Source organism: Sorangium sp. So ce185, from assembly GCF_051526825.1.
In the GTDB taxonomy this organism is placed as follows: Bacteria; Myxococcota_A; Polyangia; order Polyangiales; family Polyangiaceae; genus Sorangium; species Sorangium cellulosum_D.
Window position 1 is genome coordinate 5,757,872 of record NZ_CP150316.1, and the last position, 18,432, is coordinate 5,776,303.

15 protein-coding genes are annotated in these 18,432 nt (G+C 72.2%); 6 read left to right on the forward strand and 9 right to left on the reverse strand.

The features are described from left to right. Positions 1 to 20 precede the first annotated feature (20 nt). Positions 21 to 1,094, reverse strand: coding sequence for an alpha/beta fold hydrolase (locus WMF26_RS21030; protein WP_438001793.1), 1,074 nt, complete (start codon positions 1,092 to 1,094; stop codon positions 21 to 23). Between the two features lie 358 nt (positions 1,095 to 1,452). Here WMF26_RS21030 and WMF26_RS21035 point away from each other — a divergent pair, with 358 nt between their 5' ends. Continuing rightward, positions 1,453 to 3,066, forward strand: coding sequence for a vWA domain-containing protein (locus WMF26_RS21035; RefSeq protein ID WP_438001794.1), 1,614 nt, complete (start codon positions 1,453 to 1,455; stop codon positions 3,064 to 3,066). 59 nt (positions 3,067 to 3,125) lie between these two features. Here WMF26_RS21035 and WMF26_RS21040 read toward each other — a convergent pair whose 3' ends face one another. After that, positions 3,126 to 4,172, reverse strand: a complete 1,047-nt coding sequence (locus WMF26_RS21040; protein WP_438001795.1) for an extensin family protein — start codon at positions 4,170 to 4,172, stop codon at positions 3,126 to 3,128. A gap of 76 nt (positions 4,173 to 4,248) precedes the next feature. On the opposite strand from WMF26_RS21040, the gene WMF26_RS21045 reads away from it, so the two are divergent. From WMF26_RS21045 to WMF26_RS21055, 3 genes are all read left to right on the forward strand, one after another. Then, positions 4,249 to 6,114 carry a M14 family zinc carboxypeptidase gene (locus WMF26_RS21045; protein ID WP_438001796.1) on the forward strand — a complete coding sequence of 622 codons (1,866 nt, stop codon included), beginning with the start codon at positions 4,249 to 4,251 and terminating at the stop codon, positions 6,112 to 6,114. A 256-nt stretch (positions 6,115 to 6,370) separates the two neighbouring features. After that, positions 6,371 to 6,973 carry a DUF4360 domain-containing protein gene (locus WMF26_RS21050; RefSeq protein WP_438001797.1) on the forward strand — a complete coding sequence of 201 codons (603 nt, stop codon included), beginning with the start codon at positions 6,371 to 6,373 and terminating at the stop codon, positions 6,971 to 6,973. A 94-nt stretch (positions 6,974 to 7,067) separates the two neighbouring features. Next, a complete protein-coding gene (locus WMF26_RS21055; protein WP_438001798.1) occupies positions 7,068 to 8,096 on the forward strand; it encodes a hypothetical protein in 1,029 nt (342 codons plus the stop codon). Positions 8,097 to 8,144: 48 nt separating this feature from the next. Here WMF26_RS21055 and WMF26_RS21060 read toward each other — a convergent pair whose 3' ends face one another. The 6 genes from WMF26_RS21060 to WMF26_RS21085 all read right to left on the reverse strand — a co-directional run bounded on the left by WMF26_RS21060 (position 8,145) and on the right by WMF26_RS21085 (position 15,439). Beyond that, positions 8,145 to 8,570: a hypothetical protein gene (locus tag WMF26_RS21060; RefSeq protein ID WP_438001799.1), complete on the reverse strand. Its 426-nt coding sequence runs from the start codon at positions 8,568 to 8,570 to the stop codon at positions 8,145 to 8,147. A 222-nt stretch (positions 8,571 to 8,792) separates the two neighbouring features. Continuing rightward, positions 8,793 to 9,392, reverse strand: a complete 600-nt coding sequence (locus WMF26_RS21065) for an RES family NAD+ phosphorylase (protein ID WP_438001800.1) — start codon at positions 9,390 to 9,392, stop codon at positions 8,793 to 8,795. A 20-nt stretch (positions 9,393 to 9,412) separates the two neighbouring features. After that, positions 9,413 to 10,045 carry a hypothetical protein gene (locus WMF26_RS21070; protein ID WP_438001801.1) on the reverse strand — a complete coding sequence of 211 codons (633 nt, stop codon included), beginning with the start codon at positions 10,043 to 10,045 and terminating at the stop codon, positions 9,413 to 9,415. Between the two features lie 184 nt (positions 10,046 to 10,229). Then, positions 10,230 to 12,410, reverse strand: a complete 2,181-nt coding sequence (gene ligD, locus WMF26_RS21075) for a DNA ligase D (protein WP_438001802.1) — start codon at positions 12,408 to 12,410, stop codon at positions 10,230 to 10,232. A 556-nt stretch (positions 12,411 to 12,966) separates the two neighbouring features. Further along, positions 12,967 to 13,959 carry a hypothetical protein gene (locus tag WMF26_RS21080; RefSeq protein ID WP_438001803.1) on the reverse strand — a complete coding sequence of 331 codons (993 nt, stop codon included), beginning with the start codon at positions 13,957 to 13,959 and terminating at the stop codon, positions 12,967 to 12,969. Positions 13,960 to 14,116: 157 nt separating this feature from the next. Continuing rightward, positions 14,117 to 15,439 (reverse strand): hypothetical protein, encoded by a 1,323-nt coding sequence (locus tag WMF26_RS21085; protein ID WP_438001804.1) that lies wholly within the window; start codon positions 15,437 to 15,439, stop codon positions 14,117 to 14,119. 490 nt (positions 15,440 to 15,929) lie between these two features. Between WMF26_RS21085 and cysK the strand changes: the two genes are divergently transcribed. Together cysK and WMF26_RS21095 are read left to right on the forward strand one after the other, a co-directional pair. Continuing rightward, complete coding sequence (gene cysK, locus WMF26_RS21090; protein WP_438001805.1) at positions 15,930 to 16,922, forward strand: cysteine synthase A; 993 nt, start codon at positions 15,930 to 15,932, stop codon at positions 16,920 to 16,922. 7 nt (positions 16,923 to 16,929) lie between these two features. Continuing rightward, a complete protein-coding gene (locus WMF26_RS21095) occupies positions 16,930 to 17,925 on the forward strand; it encodes a serine O-acetyltransferase (protein WP_437947986.1) in 996 nt (331 codons plus the stop codon). Positions 17,926 to 18,108: 183 nt separating this feature from the next. Here the strand turns inward: WMF26_RS21095 and WMF26_RS21100 are convergent, their stop codons facing one another. Next, on the reverse strand, positions 18,109 to 18,399 hold the full coding sequence (locus tag WMF26_RS21100) for a SelT/SelW/SelH family protein (protein ID WP_438001806.1): 291 nt from the start codon (positions 18,397 to 18,399) through the stop codon (positions 18,109 to 18,111). Positions 18,400 to 18,432 lie beyond the last annotated feature (33 nt).

An 18,432-nucleotide genomic window follows, 5' to 3' on the forward strand; every position in this document is an offset into this window, starting at 1 on the left:
GCCGGCGGGGCCGCGCGCCGTCAGCAGGGGACGGGCGGCGGCCGGCTCCCGAGGTCGGCGGGAGACACGGAGTCGCCGGGGTCCTGCTGCGGTGTTTGCCGGAGCAGCGGTGAGAGCGAGCGCATCGCCCATTGCCGGACCGGGGCGTCCGCCCACGGCTGCCACCGCGGGCTGGCCGGCGCCGCGACCGCCGCGGCGGCAGCGCGGGGCGCGCGCGCCCCGGCGCGCAGGCGCGGCGCAGGCCGAGGCTCGTCGAGGAAACGCAGCAGCTCGGGGGCGAGATCGGCCACAGCTTCCCGGTGCGGGTAGTGCCCCGCCTTCGCGAAGCGGCGCACCGCCACGCCCTCCAGGTAGCGATCGATGTCCGCCGCGTGGCGCACCGGGATCACGGGATCGCGCTCGCCCCAGTAGACGGCGACCGGCGGTATCTCCGGGATCCGGTGCGCGATGTCCATGAGGTGCTCGCGCTGGCCGCGCAGATCGATCGCGTGGCGGAGCGTGCGCGACAGCGCGCGGGCCGTGCCGGGCCGCGCGTTCACGCGGGCGAGGTGCCGGCGCTCCTCCGCGTTGAAGTTGCCGCCGAGCACCAGCATCCCCGCGTGGGTGCCGACGCCCATGAGCACCGGCGCGGCCAGCTCCAGCAGCCCTGTCACCGCGGCGAAGCGCAGCGGCAGCGCGACCTCGCTCCCGATGCCGCCCGCGGCGACCAGCCCGAGGCGGTGCACGCGCCCCGGCCGCTCGATCGCCACGCACATCGAGACGCTGCCGCCGAACGAGTGCCCGATCAGATCGAAATCGCTGAGCCCGAGGGCGCGGATCCACTCCGCGACAACGCTCGCGTACCAGGCGACCGTGTAGGGAGCGTCCGGACGGGCCGAGTGTCCGTGGCCGGGCAGGTCGAGCGCGACGACCCGGCGCCCTCCGGCCGCGAGCGCGGGCGCGAGCCGGTTCCAGGTCCTACAGCTATCGGACAGGCCGTGCACCAGGACCACGGTGCGCCTGTCCGGGTCGCCATTCCGGGGAGGGCTCCACTCCTCCCAGTGCACCTCGCCTGCGGAAAAGCTGCGAACATGGCTGCGACACCGGATCGACATGTTCTTTCCAAAAAGTCGCACGAAGAACCGCGTCTGTCCAGATTGCACGCCCGTCCTTTTCTTCGTCGTGGGCGGCCTCAGGCCCCCGCGAAGCCTGTTTCGCATTCGATGTGGGTCGAGTGACGCCAGCATGCGCCATGCTGAGACGCGGACCGGACAACGACGTCATGGGATTTGTGCGGCCGTAGCGCTGGCGATCGTGGTTCGGGCCGCAGAACCCGCGCGAGCCGGCGCGCGCATTCGGGCCGGCGGCGTTGCGCATCGGGGCGGCGGCCGGACGGCGTCGCGCGCGCGGCATCCGGGTTGCTCGGCGGGTCGCCCCGAGCGCGATGCGGTCGCATCGCGGAGGAGGACGCCTGTGCGAACCGTTCCCGCTGCGATATCTCTCTATCTTCGTGCCGTATCGGTGGTCCTCCTCGGCGGCGCCGGCTTCGTCGCCTGCACCGTGAATGATGCCTCCGAGCCCGGGGGATTCGTCGGCCCCGCAGATCCCACCCCGGAGCCGCCCCGCGGCGACGGCGTCGTAAGCAGCGGCGGCACCGGCGCGAGCAGCGGCGCCGGCACCGGCGCGAGCAGCGGCGCGGGCGGCGCGGGCGGCGCGGGCGACGGGAACGTCGGCGTGGAAGACCCGCCCCCGGTGCCTTTGCCGGGCGAGGACGCCGGGGCTCCCGCGGCGTTCACCTGCGAGGGGCTCGACTCGAGCCAGCCCGTGGTCCTGTACGTGTCGTCCGACGACTCCAATTCGATGAGCTCGCCGGTGCATGCGCGCGAGCTCCTCCGCGCGGGCGTCGCGCCGGAGCCGTGGCAGGTGCGCACGTACGAGTTCCTCAACTACTACCGCATCGATTACGCCGCCCCGGACGAGGGCGAGCTCCGCGTCGAGCCCCAGATCGAGCCCGGCGAGGAGGCGGGGACCTACACGCTGCAGATCGGCGTGCGCGCGTTCGACCCGCCGGCCCCGCGCCGTCCCGTCGCGGTCACGTTCGTCCTCGATACCTCCGGCTCGATGGAAGGCGAGCCGATGGAGCGCGAGAGGGCTGCGGTGCGCGCCGTCGCCGCGAGCCTGTCCGAGGGCGACGTCGTGAACATGGTCACGTGGAACACCACCAATTCGGTGATCCTGAGCGGTCACGTGGTGAGCGGCCCGGACGACCCCGCGCTGCTCGAGGCGGCCGACGCGCTCTCCGCGAGCGGCGGCACCGATCTCGAGAATGGCCTCCGGGTCGGATATCAGCTCGCCCAGGAGCACTACGAGGAGGGCCGGATCAACCGGGTGATCCTGGTCAGCGACGGCGGCGCCAACGTTGGAGTCACCTCTGCGGATCTCATCGCGCGGCACGCGGAGGACGCCGACAAGGAGGCCATCTACCTCGTCGGCGTGGGGACGGGGTCGGCGCTGGGCTACAACGATGTGCTCATGGATACCGTGACCGACAAGGGGCGCGGCGCCTATGTCTACCTCGACGACGTGGAGGAGGCGTTCCACATGTTCCGGGATCGCTTCGACGAAGTGATGGAGGTGGCAGCCCGCGGCGTGCAGGTGGAGCTCACGTTGCCGTGGTACTTCAAGATGGAGAAGTTCTATGGCGAGGAGTACTCGACCGATCCCCAGGAGGTCGAGCCGCAGCACCTCGCGCCGGGCGACGCGATGATCTTCAACCAGATCGTGCGCGGGTGCGATCCCGGCGTGATCGACGACGCCGACGCCCTGACGGTGCGCGCGCGGTGGCAGACGCCGCTCACCCATGAGCCGAAGGAGGCGAGCCGCGAGGCGACCCTCGCGGAGCTCGTCGCCGGGAGCAAGGAGCAGCTCGTCAAGGGCAAGGCCATCGTGGCCTACGCCGAGGCGCTCAAGAGCAGCTCGTCCGCGGCGCTGCGCGCGGCGCGCGAGCAGGTGCTCGCGGCGAACTCGGGCGGCGATCCGGAGCTCGACGAGATCGCGGAGCTGATCGCGCTCCACCCGCTGTACTGAGCGCCCTCTACGGGAGCCGAAGAGACGGAACGCGAGCGGCGCCGCCCGTGCGCGGCGGCTCACTCCAGCAGGAAGTAGCGCGCGTCTCGCTTGATATCGAAGTGGAAATGGTCCGCGTGCGCCTCATTCGCGTTGGGCGTGAGCACCACGTTGAACAGCCCGCTCGTATGAACGGCGCAGATGATCTCCCGCAGCTCGAGGGCGTGGGGGCTCGGCTCCTTCGGCTCCGACCCGGGGCCGCACGGCGGCGCGCCGATGGCGCCGTGCCAGTCGGTCTTCACGTCGAGCCGCGCGCCGTCGGCCTTCACGAAGGCGGCCACGTCGATGGCGAGCCCGAGGGCGTGCTGGCTGGGACGCCCGGGCGCCGGCGCCGGCGGCTTCGGGGCGACCGCGCCCTTCTTCGCCGCCTTGGCCGCGCCCGTCGAGGTCTTCTTGCCCGCCGGCGGCTTCGCGGGCGTCTTCTGCGCCTTTTTTGGCTTCTTCGGCTTGGGCGCGGACGTGCCGGCGGGCGCGGGCCGGTGGATGCTGACGTGCACCACCTCGGCGATCCCGCGCGTCGCGAGGAAGGCGGCGAGATCGTCGAGCGCGAGGACCAGCCGGCAATCGGCGATGTCGAAGACCGAGGTCGACCGCGGCTTCGCCACGCCGTCGCCGCGGAACGTCACCCCGCGCAGCGCGCCGGTGATCCGGACCGGCCGGTCGACCAGCGGGGCGCCGCGCGGCGCCGGGGCGTGGGGGATCCCGCGGCGCTTCAGCTCGCGGTCGCACGCGTCGCTCGAGAGCCCCCCGTAGGTGGCCGCGCGCGACGCCTCCGACCACACGGGCTTCTCGAACAGCGCCGGGCCCGCGTCCCTGCCGCCGTCCGAGAGGCTGGCCCCGCCGTCGTCCAGCAAGCCGGCCCCGCCGTCGGCCGGGAGCGCCCCGCCATCCCCGGGCGCCGCCGCCGCGGCCCCCGGCCCGGGCGCCGCCGCCGACCCCGCCGGGGCCTCGCCGCGCTCCGCCTCGGTGCGCCGCAGCGACGCGATGCCGAGCGGGGTGAGCAGCGCCGCGCCTCCGATCAGGGCCGCTCCGAGGGCCAGCGCACGACGGGAAGGGAGCGCGCTCATCCAGGGCGAGCTTACCTCGCGCCCGACGATGGGAGCACGCCTTGCCGTTGACCGCGGAATTTGGTCGACTCCCGCGATGTCACGCCCCCGCGCCGCGCTCGCTGGCCGCGTCATTTCCCGTGGAATCGCGCTGATCTCGCTGCTCGTGGCCTGCCAGGCCCCCGCGCCCGGCTCGCCGGCGGCCGGAGCCGCCGGTCGACCCGCGCTCGCATCGGCGCTCGTCATCACCCCGCGCGCGCGGCCGCCGTCGCTCGTCACGGAGGCCGAGCGGACCGGCTTCCAGCGCACCGGCCGCTACGCCGAGGTCGAGCGGCTGTGCGCCGGCTTCGAGCAGGCCTATCCGGGCCGCGCCCGCTGCTTCCGCTTCGGCGCGACGCCCGAGGGCAGGCCGATGCTCGCGATCGCCGCCTCCGACGACGGCGCGCTCGACCCCGCCGCGGCGCGGGCGAAGCGGCGCCCGGTGATCCTGTTCCAGGGCGGCATCCACGCCGGCGAGATCGACGGCAAGGACGGCGGCTTCTGGGCGCTCCGCGAGCTGCTCGACGGCGCCATGGCGCCCGGCGCACTCGCCGCGACCACGGCGCTCTTCGTCCCCGTGTTCAACGTCGACGGCCACGAGCGCTTCCGCCGAAACCAGCGGCCCAACCAGCGCGGCCCCGAGGAGATGGGCTTCCGCACCACCGGCCAGAACCTCAACCTGAACCGCGATTACATGAAGGCCGAGGCGCCCGAGATGCGGGCGATGCTGGCCCTCCTCGACGCCTGGGACCCCGTGGTCCAGGTCGACCTGCACACGACCGACGGCGCGAAGTTCCAGCACGACGTCGCGGTCATCGTCGAGCCCTCGACGCCGCACCCTGGCGACCTCGACGCCGCGGCGCGCGAGCTCTCCGACGCGCTCCAGGCGCGCCTCTCGGCGCTCGGTCACCTGCCGCTCCCGTTCTACCCGTCGTTCCGCGAGGACGACGACCCCGCGTCGGGCATCTCGGCCAAGCCGGGGCCGCCGCGCTACTCGCAGAGCTACAGCGCCGCCCGCAACCGCGTCGGCGTGCTCGTCGAGACGCACAGCTGGGCCGCCCACGCCGCGCGCGTGCGGGCGGTCCACGACCTGCTCGCGGCGCTCCTTGAACGTGCCGCCGCCGGCGGCGCGGGCGCCCTCCGCGCGGCGGCCGATCGCGCGGACGCCGCCGCCGCGCGCCTCGCCGGCGCCCCCTTCGCCCTCACGCACCGCGCGGGGCCGGTCCCGCGCATCTTCCCGTTCCGCGGGTACGCCTACGAGAAGCGCGCCTCGGAGATCTCGGGCGGCACGTGGACCCGCTACGACGAGTCCCGCCCGGAGATCTGGCGCGTGCCGCTGTTCGACCGGCTCGAGCCGGATCTGACCATCACCGCGCCCGCCGCCGGCTATGTCGTCCCGGCGGCGCACGCGGCCTGGGTGGCCGACAAGCTGCGCCTGCACGGCGTGCGTTACGAGCTCCTGCCCGAGGCGCGCCCCGGCTTCGCCGTCGAGGCGTTCCGGGCCGACGCGGTGGCTTACGAGCCGTCCTTCGAGGGCCGGACGCCCGTCGAGCTGAAGGGCGCCTTCCGGCCGGAGCGACAAGATCTGCCGGCCGGCTCGCTCTTCGTACCCATCGCGCAGCCGCGGGCGCCCCTCGTCATGCACCTCCTCGAGCCGCTCGCGCCCGACTCCCTCGTGGCCTGGGGCTTCTTCAACGCCGCCTTCGAGCGCAAAGAGTACATGGAGGCCTACGTCGCCGAGGAGGAGGCGCGCCGCATGCTGGCCGCCGATCCGGCGCTGCGCGCCGAGTTCGAGGCGCGCCTGCGCGATCCCGCGTTCGCGAAGGACGCGAAGGCCCGGCTCGATTTCTTCTATCAGCGCCACCCCTCCTGGGACGAGCGCGTGAACCTCGTCCCGGTGTTCCGCGTCGCCGCCTCGCCCTGAGCCGCCTCTCCGCATCTCGCCTGCGCTCCGGGATCCGGTCGAATGTCCGTGCGTCCCGCGGATCTCACGCCGCTCGATGGATTCCGCTCAATCCGCGGCGCGGGCGCCGCGCGTGGGCGCCCCGCGCAGGTTGCGCGGAGCGCGCCGCCATCGCATGCTCGTCATGACATGTCGGCTGGCTTGCGACAGCGGTGACGCGCGCTGGCGCCGACGGACGGCGACGCGATGTCGTCTGAAGATGAAAAGGGGGGCAAGCATGTTGCTGCGATGGGCGTTCGGCTTTTCTTCGGCGTTTCTCTTCGCATTTCCGGCGCTGGCGCAGAATGCGCGGATCGAGGCGTTCACCTACGCCGGCAGCGGATGTCCCGTCGGCTCCGCCGCGGGGGTGATCTCGCCGGATCAAAAGGCGTTGACGGTCATCTTCGACCAGTTCGAGGCGCACGCCGGCCCGAACGCCGCGCGCGCCGCGAACCGCGCGTTCTGCCAGCTGGCCGTGGATCTTCGGTTCGATCCGGGATGGCAGGTGGCCATCTTCGACGCCACGTACCGCGGCTTTGCCGACCTGGAGCCGGGCGTCCACGGGCTCCACGAGACATCGTATTATTTCTCGGGCTCGCCGCTCACCTCGGGGCCGCTCACATGGAGCATGATCGGGCCGTTCACGAACGACTTCTCGCGCACGGACGCGTTCGCGACCACGGTCTGGTCCGAGTGCGGCACGGTGCGGCCGCTCAACATCAAGACGAGCCTTTACGTCACGAACCGCCTCGCGCCGTCGAGCTCCGGGGTCCTCACGAACGACACCACCGACGTGCAGGTCCGGATCGATTATGCCCTCACGTACCGCCGCTGCCCCTGAGCTCCGCGGGGCTCCCCGACGCGCGCGGCGCGATCGGCGATGACGGGCGCCGACGCCCTGGTGCGCCGGGGCGCCGGCCTGGTACGCTGACCCGATGACGTCCACCCTGCTGATCATCGCGCTCAGCGTCATCGTGCCGCTCGGCATCACTGCGGCGGTCCTCTTCGGGGTCTGGAAGAAGGTCCTCGGTCCGCTCCGGGCCCAGCAGCAGGAGCAGCAGCAGCTGCTTCGAATCGGCGTCTCGTGCGCGGCGCGCGTGCTGCAGTACCAGGAGACCGGCATGAAGGTGTCGATGGGCGCCCAGGACTCCTACAGCCTCAAGCTGCTCCTCGAGGTGATGCCGCCGGGAATGCCGCCCTATCAGGTGGAGACGGTCGCCCTCGTGTCGGTGCTCGCGGCCCCTCGTATCCAGCCGGGGTGCGTCGTCACGGTGCGCTACGACCCGGCCAATCCCCGCCGCGTCGCCATGGAGGCCGCGTACCCGCCCGGGCAGGGGCCGGCCACCGCAGCCGCGCTCGGGGGCTATCCTCCGGTGGGGGCTCACGGAGCGCCACCAGGGGCTCAGCCCGGCGCCTATGGCGTTCCCGCGGGCGCTTATGGCGCTCCCGCCGGCGCTTATGGCGCTCCCGCCGGCGCTTACGGCGTTCCCGCGGGCGCCTACGGCGCTGCCCCCGGCGCTTACGGCGCGCCTCCTGGAGCCCCGCCCGGCGCTTACGGCGCGCCTCCTGGGGCCCCGCCCGGCGCTTACGGCGCGCCTCCTGGGGCCCCGCCCGGCGCCTACGGCGCGCCGCCTGGAGCCCCGCCCGGCGCTTACGGCGCGCCTCCGGGGGCCCCGCCCGGCGCCTACGGCGCTGCCCCCGGCGCTTACGGCGCGCCGCCTGGAGCTCCCCCCGGTCCGGCCGGCGCCTACGGGGCTCCCGCCGGCGCCTATGGCGCCTTCCCTGGCGCTCAGCCCGGCGCTCACGGTGCGCCTCCGGGGGCCCCGCCCGGCGCCTACGGTGCGCCCGCCGGTGCCTACGGCGCGCCGCAGGGCGCCCCCGGCCCCCACGGCGCTGGTCCCGACGGCGTCTCCGGAGGGCCGGCGGGTCCTTTCGGGCCCGGCGGCGGCCCGCGCGGCTCCTGAACGACGCCCTTTCCGGGCTCCAGGCGCTGGCAGCGCCGCCGCGCTCGCTCAGGCCACCACGCAGCCCGCCGACGATCCCTGCATCGGCACGATGGCCTTGAGCTCGCCGCTCTCCCCGAAGACGAGGAGCCGCGCCACGATCGCCTGCTGGACGGCGCCGCAGAGGGGCAGGATCGCCAGCCGGAGCGCCGGCCCGCTGCCGCCGTCGAACTTGAGGGCGAGCAGCTGCTTCTCATCGCACTCCTCGAGGAGCTCCACGTCCGCGTCCAGGTGGATCGGCGCCCCCCGCGCGCACGCCTTCGCCTCGCCGAAGCTGTCGATCGTGCAAACATTGGCTTCGAGCGAGAGCCGGACGCGAGACGACCCCTCGCCGCCGATCGTCGCGATCTGGATCTGGTGAATCGCGAGCCCCTTCTGGAGCGCGATGGGCTCCACGAGATAGCCTGTTTCCAGCCGCAGATTCTTGATTTTCATCGAACCCCCCGCCGGCCCGGCCGCGCGCGCCGCGGCCACCGCCCGCCGCGGCGCCGCCGCAGCGCGCCTGTGTTCACGGGAAGCACCGGCTGTGCCGGCGCGCGCGCGCCCGGCGCGCACGCGCGTGGCTCCCGGCGGGCGCGCCCACGCCGCGCCCGGCGCCGCCGTCTCGCGGCGCGGCAAGGCGCCTGGGGCGCCGCGCGGCCCTCCGCGCGTCGATGCTCAGACGAGCCCGAACTTGTAGGTGTCCAGGATCGTGGCGAGGAGCGCCGCGTGCGCCGGATCCGCGAGGGAGCCGAGCCGGGTGACCGAGAGGTCCGCGCTGGCGCGCTCGAAGAGGGCGGCGCAGACGCGGCTCGGATCGTGGCGCGCGGCATAGGCGATGCCGTCGGGTCGCCTCGGGTGATCGTGGATCGCGAGCGCCCAGCGGTGCGCGGCCCCGTACGATTCGCCGGAGGTCAGGCGGGCGTCGGCCCCGAGGCGCGCGAGCCCCTCTCTCGTGAGGTTCACGAGCCGCAGCGGGCGCCTCGGCGCGATGCGCGCGAGCCCGCGCGCGGCGAGCTCGCCTTGCTCCACGAAGCGCACGCCGGTCGCGTGCCCGAACACCTCGATGAACGAGCAATGCTCGTCCTTCCCGGCGTACAGCACCCCGAACTCCCCGGCCGGGGCGTCGAAGCGGTTGTCGCCCGAGCGGCCGAAGTACAGCGGATCGCGCGCGAGCCCGTGGATCCGGAACCAGCACCGCCGGAAGATCGTGATGGGGAGCGGCCTCGTCGCGAAGTCGAAGGGCGGGTCCGGATGCGGCCCGATCGTCGTCGTCATGTCGGCTTCGCGGCGCGCTCTCAGGCCGCGCCTTGCTCGCCGAACGTGCGCGCGACGAGCCGCACCGGATCCAGATCGCCGCGGCGAATCCGGTCGAGCGGCCGATCCCCGTCGAGGCGGTGGTTGCCGGAGAGGAAGAACCGGACCTTCGCCAGCGGGGGGTGGTCGTCGAGGAGGGCCAGGATCTCCTCCAGCCCCGGCAGCACGCCGTCGTCCGCGAACTGCCATGCGGGGTAGAGGTGCCCCCGACGGCCGATGCTCACGGCCAGCAGCCTCCCGGCGGCGCGCCGCGCCTCGATGGCTTGCGGCGCGAGGTGGAGCGCCTCGCCGACCTCCTCTGCGGTGAGCGCGCCCCCCTCGGCGGCGAGGAGCGCGTCCCTCGCCTGGAGGCCGCGGAGGCGCGCCGGCGTGAGCGGATCCGCAGCGGAGAAGAGGCCCACGGCGCTCGGCTGCGTGAGCGCCGTCACCAGGGCGTCCGCGTTGCTGGGCGACGCGACGACCTCGCCGAGCTCGCGCTGATCGAGCCGCTCGGCGACCTGGGTGAGCGCATCGATGCCGCGCGCCAGAAACGCGACCCGCAGCGGCTCACCGTCGAACTGGTGGAGTCGCTCTGCAATTTCCGCCAGCGCGCTGGAGTCCCGATCCTTGGCCATGACAGACGCAGGGGACGATGCAGCGCGCCCGCGGCATCGTCAACCAAGCGCACGCCGCCATGTTGCGATAGTACGACCCCGCTGAACATAACGTCAGTGAAAGGTACATTCGTTGTGTCGCAGGTGTCTCTCTTCTTCGGTGTGCTCACCGGCTCCTGGGTTTGCCGGGGACGTCGCGAGGAGGTCAGAGCCCGACCTGCTTCATCATGGCGCTGGTGATGGACTGCCGCACGGTCGGGAGCTCGGCCCACGGATCTGCGATGGTCGCGAGGCGCTGCGGCACGGTCTCGATGGTGAACGAGGCGGGATCGAGCGGCGCGTCGAGCTCGTCCCACGAGAGCGGCGTCGCCACGGCTGCGCCGGGGCGCGCGCGGGTCGAGTACGGCGCCACGGCGGTCGCGCCGCGCCCGTTCCGCAGGTAGTCGACGAAGACCCTGCCGGTGCGCTTGGCCTTCGAGAGCGTCGCGATGTACCGCGCCGGATCGAAGCGCACGAGCGCGTCGGCCACGGCCTTCGTGAACGGCTTCACCTCGTCCCAGCGCCTGCGCGCCTCGATCGGGACCACCACGTGGAGGCCTTTGCCGCCGGTCGTCTTGACGAAGCTCCGCAGCCCCAGGGTCTCCAGGAGGTGCCGCACGGTCTTCGCGGCCTCGGCCACGCGCTCCCAGGGGAGCTCCGGCGCCGGGTCGAGGTCGAAGACCATCATGTCCGGCTGCTCGATCCGGTCGACGCGGCTCCCCCAGATGTGCATCTCGAGCGCCCCCATCTGCACGAGCGACACCAGCCCTTCGGTGTTCTCGATGTAGAGATACGTTCGTGTTCCATCGTCCTCTTCGACGAGCGTCCGCCGGATGGCCTCCGAGAGCCCCTCGGCCTCGTGCCTCTGAAAGAAGCAGGGTTTGCCCTGACCCGCGGGGCAGCGGACGAGCGTGAGCAGCCGCTTCGCGACATAGGGCAGCATGTGCTCGGCGACCTGCGCGTAATACCGCGCGAGAGCGAGCTTCGTGATCCCCTGCGCCGGATAGAGCACCTTGTCGGGGTTCGTCAGCCGCGTTCCCGCGACCTCGATCCTCTCGGCGCCGCCCCGGCCGCCGCGAGGGGCCTTGCCCGGCGCCTCGATCGCCGCCGTGCCGGCCGCCTTGCCGGGCGTCGTGCTGGTGGCCCTGCGCGCCCCTTTGCCCGCCGCGCCGGCCGCCTCGCTCAGGGCCGCGCTCACCGCCTTGCCCGCTGCCGCGCTCGCCCCCTTGCTCCTGGCCGCGCTCACCGCCTTGCTCGGCGCGCCGGCCGACTTGCGGGGCGGCGGCGCCGGCGGGGGCTGCTCGCGCTCGACGGTGACCGACTCCGGGGTGCGGTCCTCGCGGAGGCCCTCGAACGACGGGTGCCGCAGCCGCCCGTCGCGCGTCCAGGCGGAGAATTGGACCTCGGCGAGGAGCTTGGGCTCGACCCAGTGCACGCCGCGCATGCGCGGCGCCCCTGCAAAGGCCGGCTTGGCGCGCTCGATCGACTCGAGACGGCTGCGCAGGGTCGTGAGCGTCTTGTTCGTGAAGCCCGTGCCCACCTTTCCGGCGTAGGCGAGCTTGCCTGACCTGTTCACGCCGACGAGGACGGCCCCGAGCCCCTGGCGGGCCCCGGTCGGCTCGGTGAATCCGACGATCACGAACTCCTGGCGCTTGCCGCACTTCACCTTGAGCCAGCTGTTCCCGCGCCCGCTCCGGTAGGGAGCCTCCGGGCGCTTCGCGATGACGCCCTCGATCCCGAGCTTGCACGCGTGCTGGAACACGGCGGCGCCGTCCTCCTCGAGGTGCTCCGTGTAGCGCAGGGTCCCTTCCTCGGGCGCTTCCTCCAGCAGCGCCTTGAGCGCCCTTTTGCGGGTGACCTGCGCGCAGTCGCGGAGATCGCGGCCGTCCAGGTAGAGCAGGTCGAACACGAAGTACATCAGGCGCCCCTCGCGCCCGTCATTTCCGTCGCTGAGCGCGTTCTGCAGGGCCTGGAAATCGGTCACGCCGTCGGGCCCGACGATGACGATCTCGCCGTCCAGCACGGCTTCGCGGGCTGGCAACCGGGCGAGGTCGTCGCGCACGCTCGCGAACCGCTCGGTCCAGTCCTGGCCGCGGCGGGTCAGGAGCGTCACGCGGCCGCCGCGGAGCTGCGCGAGCATCCGGTAGCCGTCGAACTTGACCTCGTAGAGCCACCCGTCGCCCTGCGGAGGCCCGGTGACGAGCGTCGCGAGCTGGGGTTCGACCTCGTCCGGGAACGGCCCTCTCCGGGCGCCCTCGAGCGCATCCGCGTAGGTCAGCGTCCGGCGCGGGGCCGCGGCGGCGCCGTCCGTTGGTCCCTTCGCGGCGGACGAGCGCGGACCGTCCACGTCCGTCGAGGTCGCGCCGCGTCTGCGGCGGGCCGTCGGGGGTAGGGGCCGCTCGTCCTGAGTCCGCCGCGCCGCGCTTCGCGCTTGTCTCTGTCCGACCATCGTCGCGCACCGCCTTCTTTTTTTGGCGGCAAAGCAATTCCGATACCGGAATGCAATCCGTGCATTGGCTCCTTAATCTCGTCGCGTGTCTAGCTGAGCTCGGCATACGCGCCCCAGAATGAGGCGAACTGCCACGCTCGCGGCTTCGCGACGCGCCTGGCGCGTGGATTGCGCTCCTGGGCAGCGAGACGCACTGGGTCGCGGGATACATGCGATCCGGACGGCGATGGGTTTCCACGCTCGTCACGCGCCTGGACTAAACAATTGCTCAGGGATGGCGGACGCTTCAGCTGAAACGGGATGGGCTTGAGGTTCGGCGAGGGAGCGTCCCCAGCCGTGCTGGTGCTCTCCGCTCATCGTACCGTCATGGGCGCTCGGCTCGCCGTGCCGAGACGATGCGGGCGGTCGAGCCGCGCTCATCGGGAGGAGCGGCGTTGCGCCACGTCGGGCTGAGCTACAGCAGCGCCTCCGAGGCGCTCGCCGCGGTGATGGCCTGGTCGTGCCACCGCTCCAGTGTCGGGAGGTCGACACACGCCTCGATGCGAGCGTCGTCGTCGGGGCTGAGCTCGATCTTACGGCGTGCAAGCACGCGTCGCAGGGCAGCGCGCGCCTCGGCCAGCCGTCCCTTGCTGATGCCCTTCTCGATGCCCCTCTCGATGCCCTGTTCGACGCCTTTCTCGATCAGCCGCTTCTGGACCTGCGGGCTCGCTTCGAGCAGCACCTCGAGGATGCGCTGCCGCCGGGCCTCCACCTCCGGGTCCTCGGCCTTGCCGAACCGCCACAGGAGCTCCTCACGCGTCGTCGCTGACATCGCCAGGTACTCTAGCATGGCCAGCACCCACTCGATGGGCCGGCGTCCCGCGACCCAGCGGCCGAACTCGTCGAGGGCTCGACCGGAGCGGGCGACCAGGAACGCGATCAGCTCGTCCCGCAGGGGGAGCTCGTTCGCCGCCACCCACAGCAGGCAGTGCCCCAGCGGCTCCACCCGGTAGCAGCCGGGCGCGAAGCGCACGGGCGCGTACACCCGTCCCAGCCACTCCGGCACGTGCGGCGCGACCATCCAGAGCGGCTCGTGGCCCAGCCAGGACGGCGCCGGCTCCTGTTCCTCGACCCGCTGCAACTGCCTCGCCTGGCGCCGCAAGAGAGCCCTCTCGATCGCCCTCCGATCCACGTGATCCCCGGCGAGCTTCAGCTCGACCATCACCTCCTCGTGCTTCCGCGCCTCGGGCCACGGCGCCGTCAGGTGCTCCAGGAGATCCGGGCGATGGATCAGGAGCAGGCCGTCGCTCTGCACCTTCTCGAGCCGGATCTCCGGTGGATCCTGCCAGGTGATGGCGCCTCCGGTGAGGCGCTCCGTCTCTTCGGCGAACGTTCGCTTGGCGAAACAGGTCCGGCTGACCCATCGCGCCGCGCGGTAGCAGATCACGATCGCGGGAGCCAACTCCAAGGCTGGCTCAACGTGGTCCGTTGGCCGCCCTCTTTCCACGGCGCTCGGAATTGACGCGCCGAACCGACCTCAAGACGAATTCTCAAATGAAACCGACTTCGTCTCCGTAACCCACCCTCTCGTCGATGGCGCGCGCCCAGCACGCGCTCTCCGCCCGTCACCGCGCGGGGGTCTCGCTCCAGTGGCGCACCAGATCGGGCACGGCCGTCTCCGCCATCCGGGTGAGATGTCGCACGTGATCCGGCTTCTGGGTGCCTGGATATCCCCGCACGTGGAACGCGCCCCGGTGCGCCTCCGACAGCGGAGCGAACCGGGGCTTCGCCTCGCCCGACGTCCCCGTCAGGTCATAGACCGCCTGCGCATCGGCGCCGGCGCTCGGCGAGCGCTGCGCCCCCGTGAGCTTGAGGAGAGCGTCCGTGCTCTCGTGCGTGCCGGCGTAATCGCCCACCGGGATGATCTCCGAATGCGTGATCGACATGAGCTTCTTGCCGGCGGCCGCCAGCTCGGCGAAGCGCCCGAACGGCTTGAGACGCTCCATGTCCAGGCTGTGGTCGATCGGCATGTACCCGGTATGGATGCCGTCCAGGAGGAGGACGGCGTCGACCTTGTCGGTGAACCCGGGCTGGTTCAGGAGCCCGCGAACCGCGCCGTACCCCGCGCTGAACGCCGAGAGCGCGACGCGCCTGAGCCGGGCGTCGCGCAGCCCGCGCGCCTCGAGCGCGGTCTGCGCCTTCGCGAGGAGCACCGGCAGGTAGGAGCGGATCGAGAACCGGGTCTCGTACGCCGCCGAGCTGATGCCCATGTTGATGATCATCACGACCGCGTTGAGCCCGGCCCGCTCGAACCCCGTCTGGACGACATCGTTGATCCCGTGAAAATGGACCACCAGGTCGTAAGCCCCATCCGCCGAGGAGAACGACGAGGGGATGGTGATGATCCCGTCGGGGATCGGGATCACCGCCGAGCGATCGAGCGTCGCGTCGGCACGGTCGTCGAGATCGATGAGCGGCGCAGCCGTCTCCGCCTGCGCCTGGACCGGCGCAGCCGCCTTCGCCCGCGCCTCGACCCGCGCCGCCGCCCCGGTGGAGCGCAGGACAGCCGCCGCAGCCGCCGCGGGCTGGATCGCCGAGCCCCCGCGGAGATCGAAGCCCGCAGCCCCGAGCTGCAGCGAGACGAGCGCGCCCAGCACCGCCGCAAAGCCCAGGCCCGCCCCCGCGCTCAGCGCGATCAGGCGCGACATGGAACGCCGCACCGGCGCCGCCTCGACCGGAGCCGCCTCGACTAGCGTCGCATCGACCGGAGCCGCCGCCCCGACCGGCATCGCCATGCCCGCAAGCGATGCGGGGGGACGGCGGAAAATTAAAGTGGGTTCATCCTCGTCGTGAAGCAGTTGGACCTCCGCGCGATCGGGCTCTGCGGGGAACATGCTCAGCCATGATGCGAGGCCCATGCCACGAAGGGCAAGCGCGAAATTCAGCAAGCTAAGCTCGCATTCGCGCGCGTCAAGAAGGTGGACCTGGTCCGGCGTCGTACCATGGAGATGGTCAGCCGAGCCCTCAGGCAATCACCTTACTTTGCGACCGAACGCCTTTGCGTCTACTTTGCGTCTACCGCGCTTCGCGCGTACTCGAATTCGCGGCCTGACGGTGTGAACTGGCCATGAACCGACTGACGTCCACCCGTCTGGCGCTCGCGGCGCCCGTGGCGCGCGAGCGCTCGCGCGCTGGGCCTCGCAAGCCGTTGGATGTCCAACGGGTCGGTTGCACGTCCATCGGTTGCACGTCCAACGGCCCGCGAGCGGTCGCGCGTCGCGCGGGCGCCCGGCGAGCGAGCGGGCGCTGGGGCGCGCCGGGCAACGCCGCGCCGCGCTTTGGAAATCCGGGGCGGCGAGGGGCGGGGCGAACGTGGGCCTTGACAGCGCGGGGCGCCTCTGGATCTCCTTTCCCCTCCTCCCACCCGCACGGGCCCCCATGACCAACTTCCCCCGCGTCTACGAAGACAACACCCAGAGCATCGGCCGCACCCCGCTCGTCCGCATCCGCCGGGTGACCGACGGCGGCGGCGCCATCGTGCTCGCGAAGATCGAGGGGCGGAACCCGGCGTACTCGGTCAAGTGCCGCATCGGCGCGGCCATGGTCTGGGAGGCCGAGAAGCGGGGCGCGCTCGGCCCCGGCAAGGCGATCGTCGAGGCGACCAGCGGCAACACCGGCATCGCGCTGGCCTTCGCCGCCGCCTCGCGCGGCATCGAGTGCGTGCTCACCATGCCCGAGACGATGAGCATGGAGCGGCGCAAGGTGCTCGTGGCCCTCGGGGCCAAGCTCCTCCTGACGCCGGGCCCCCAGGGGATGAACGGCGCCATCGCCAAGGCCGAGGCCCTGGCCGCCTCGGACCCCAGCCGCTACGTGCTGATGCGGCAGTTCGAGAACCCGGCGAACCCCGCCATCCACGAGACCACGACCGGCCCGGAGATCTGGGACGACACCGGCGGCAACGTCGACGTCCTCGTCTCGGGCGTGGGCACCGGCGGCACGCTGACCGGCGTCAGCCGCTACTTCGAGCGCGTCCGCGGCCGCGCGCTGCACTCGGTGGCCGTGGAGCCGGTCCACTCGCCGGTCATCGCGCAGACGCTCGCGGGCCAGCCGCTCACCCCGTCGCCCCACAAGATCCAGGGCATCGGCGCCGGCTTCGTCCCCAAGAACCTCGACCTCTCCTTCGTGGATCAGGTCGAGGCGGTCTCCAACGACGAGTCGATCGCCATGTCGCGGCGCCTGGCGCGCGAGGAGGGCATCCTGTGCGGCGTCTCCTGCGGCGCCGCGATGGTCGCGGCGAGCCGGCTCGCGCGGGATCCGAAGTGGGAGGGCAAGACCATCGTGGCCATCCTGCCGGACGCAGGCGAGCGGTACCTCTCCGGGCCCCTCTTCGAAGGGATGTTCGCGGAGATCGAGGCGATGAAGGCCTCGTGAGGTCGACGTGAGCAAGGAATGTGATGGTGCCTCGGCCCAGGCGTCGGGCGACCTGCACGGCATCGTCGATGCGCTGATCGCGAGCTACCGCGAAGATCCGCGCGGGCATCACATCAACAAGCGCTTCACCCCGTCGCGCCAGGAGATCACGGAGATCATCGATCTCCTGCTCCAGATCTTCTACCCGGGCTACCACGGGCGACAGGACCTGTCGGACGAGGACCTGCTCTACCACGTGGGCACGCTGGTCTCGAACCTGCGGGACAAGCTGGAGCGGCAGATCGAGCGCTGCCTCTGCTTCCAGGACGAGACGGTGGACGCGCGGCGCCTCGACGTCCCGAAGTGCCGGCAGCGGGGGCGCGACGTGGCGCGGGCGTTCGTGAGCCGGTTGCCGGACGTCCGGCGGCGCCTCCTGCTCGACGTGCAGGCGGCCTACGACGGCGACCCGGCGGCGGCCTCGATGGACGAGGTCATCCTGGCCTATCCGGGCCTGCTCGCCGTGACGGTGCACCGGGTCGCGCACGAGCTGTACCTGCTCGGCGTGCCGCTCATGCCCCGGATCATGAGCGAGTGGGCGCACACGCGGACGGGCGCCGACATCCACCCGGGCGCCAACATCGGCGACAGCTTCTTCATCGATCACGCGACCGGCGTCGTCATCGGCGAGACCACCGACATCGGCGCGCACGTCAAGCTCTACCAGGGCGTGACGCTCGGCGCCCTGTCCTTGCCCCAGCACTCGCGGGGCGCGCGCGGCCTGAAGCGCCACCCCACGGTGGAGGACGACGTCACCATCTACGCGAACGCCACCGTGCTCGGCGGAAAGACGGTGCTGGGGCAGGGGAGCGTGGTGGGCGGCTCGGTGTTCCTGACGAAGAGCGTCGCCGGCGGCCAGCGCGTGGCGATCGAGGCGCCCAGGCTGCGCGTCGCCTCGCCGTCCCAGGGCCCGCCCGCGGTCGGCGGCTCCGAGCTAGACGCAAGCATCCTCGACTTCGATATCTGAGGCGGGCGCCCGCTTCGGATACGGGCCCATCTCGACGTTTTCGGTGCTCGGCGTACAAGAGTACGCCTGTGCGCCGAAAACGCCGATCTGGGCCCGTCTCCTGTGCGGGCGACCGCCGCTGGGCGCCACATTTTTATTTTGTATGTAGAAGAGGTGATTGAGGAGCGCGGGAGGGCCGGGGGGTCAGCGGTCGGAGTGGCCTAGGGGGCGGTCGGGGGCGATGCGGTCGCGGATGGATTGCTTCAGCTCCTTGGGCTCGGGGAAACGCTCGGCGGTGGAGCGCGAGAAGAGGAGGGCGCCGTCGAGCGTGACGTCGAAGATGCCACTCGATCCCGGCGAGAGGAGCACGTCGATCTCGTCGGGGAACGTGATGAGGAGCTCCTGAGCAAGCCAGGCGGCGCGCGTCAGCCAACGGCACTTCGGGCAGTAGCGGATCGCGACGAGCGGGCGAGGCGGGGCAGGGACGGCATCCATGACGCGAGCGTAGCGCGATCCGACGGCACAGGC

What these genes read in the sequence shown, in the direction of transcription:
- WMF26_RS21055 (WP_438001798.1), top strand. Translation starts at nt 7,068, where the DNA reads ATGACGTCCACCCTGCTGATCATCGCGCTCAGCGTCATCGTGCCGCTC.
- WMF26_RS21065 (WP_438001800.1), bottom strand. Translation starts at nt 9,392, where the DNA reads ATGACGACGACGATCGGGCCGCATCCGGACCCGCCCTTCGACTTCGCG.
- WMF26_RS21045 (WP_438001796.1), top strand. Translation starts at nt 4,249, where the DNA reads ATGTCACGCCCCCGCGCCGCGCTCGCTGGCCGCGTCATTTCCCGTGGA.
- WMF26_RS21060 (WP_438001799.1), bottom strand. Translation starts at nt 8,570, where the DNA reads ATGAAAATCAAGAATCTGCGGCTGGAAACAGGCTATCTCGTGGAGCCC.
- WMF26_RS21070 (WP_438001801.1), bottom strand. Translation starts at nt 10,045, where the DNA reads ATGGCCAAGGATCGGGACTCCAGCGCGCTGGCGGAAATTGCAGAGCGA.
- WMF26_RS21100 (WP_438001806.1), bottom strand. Translation starts at nt 18,399, where the DNA reads ATGGATGCCGTCCCTGCCCCGCCTCGCCCGCTCGTCGCGATCCGCTAC.
- WMF26_RS21030 (WP_438001793.1), bottom strand. Translation starts at nt 1,094, where the DNA reads ATGTCGATCCGGTGTCGCAGCCATGTTCGCAGCTTTTCCGCAGGCGAG.
- WMF26_RS21050 (WP_438001797.1), top strand. Translation starts at nt 6,371, where the DNA reads ATGTTGCTGCGATGGGCGTTCGGCTTTTCTTCGGCGTTTCTCTTCGCA.
- cysK (WP_438001805.1), top strand. Translation starts at nt 15,930, where the DNA reads ATGACCAACTTCCCCCGCGTCTACGAAGACAACACCCAGAGCATCGGC.
- WMF26_RS21040 (WP_438001795.1), bottom strand. Translation starts at nt 4,172, where the DNA reads ATGAGCGCGCTCCCTTCCCGTCGTGCGCTGGCCCTCGGAGCGGCCCTG.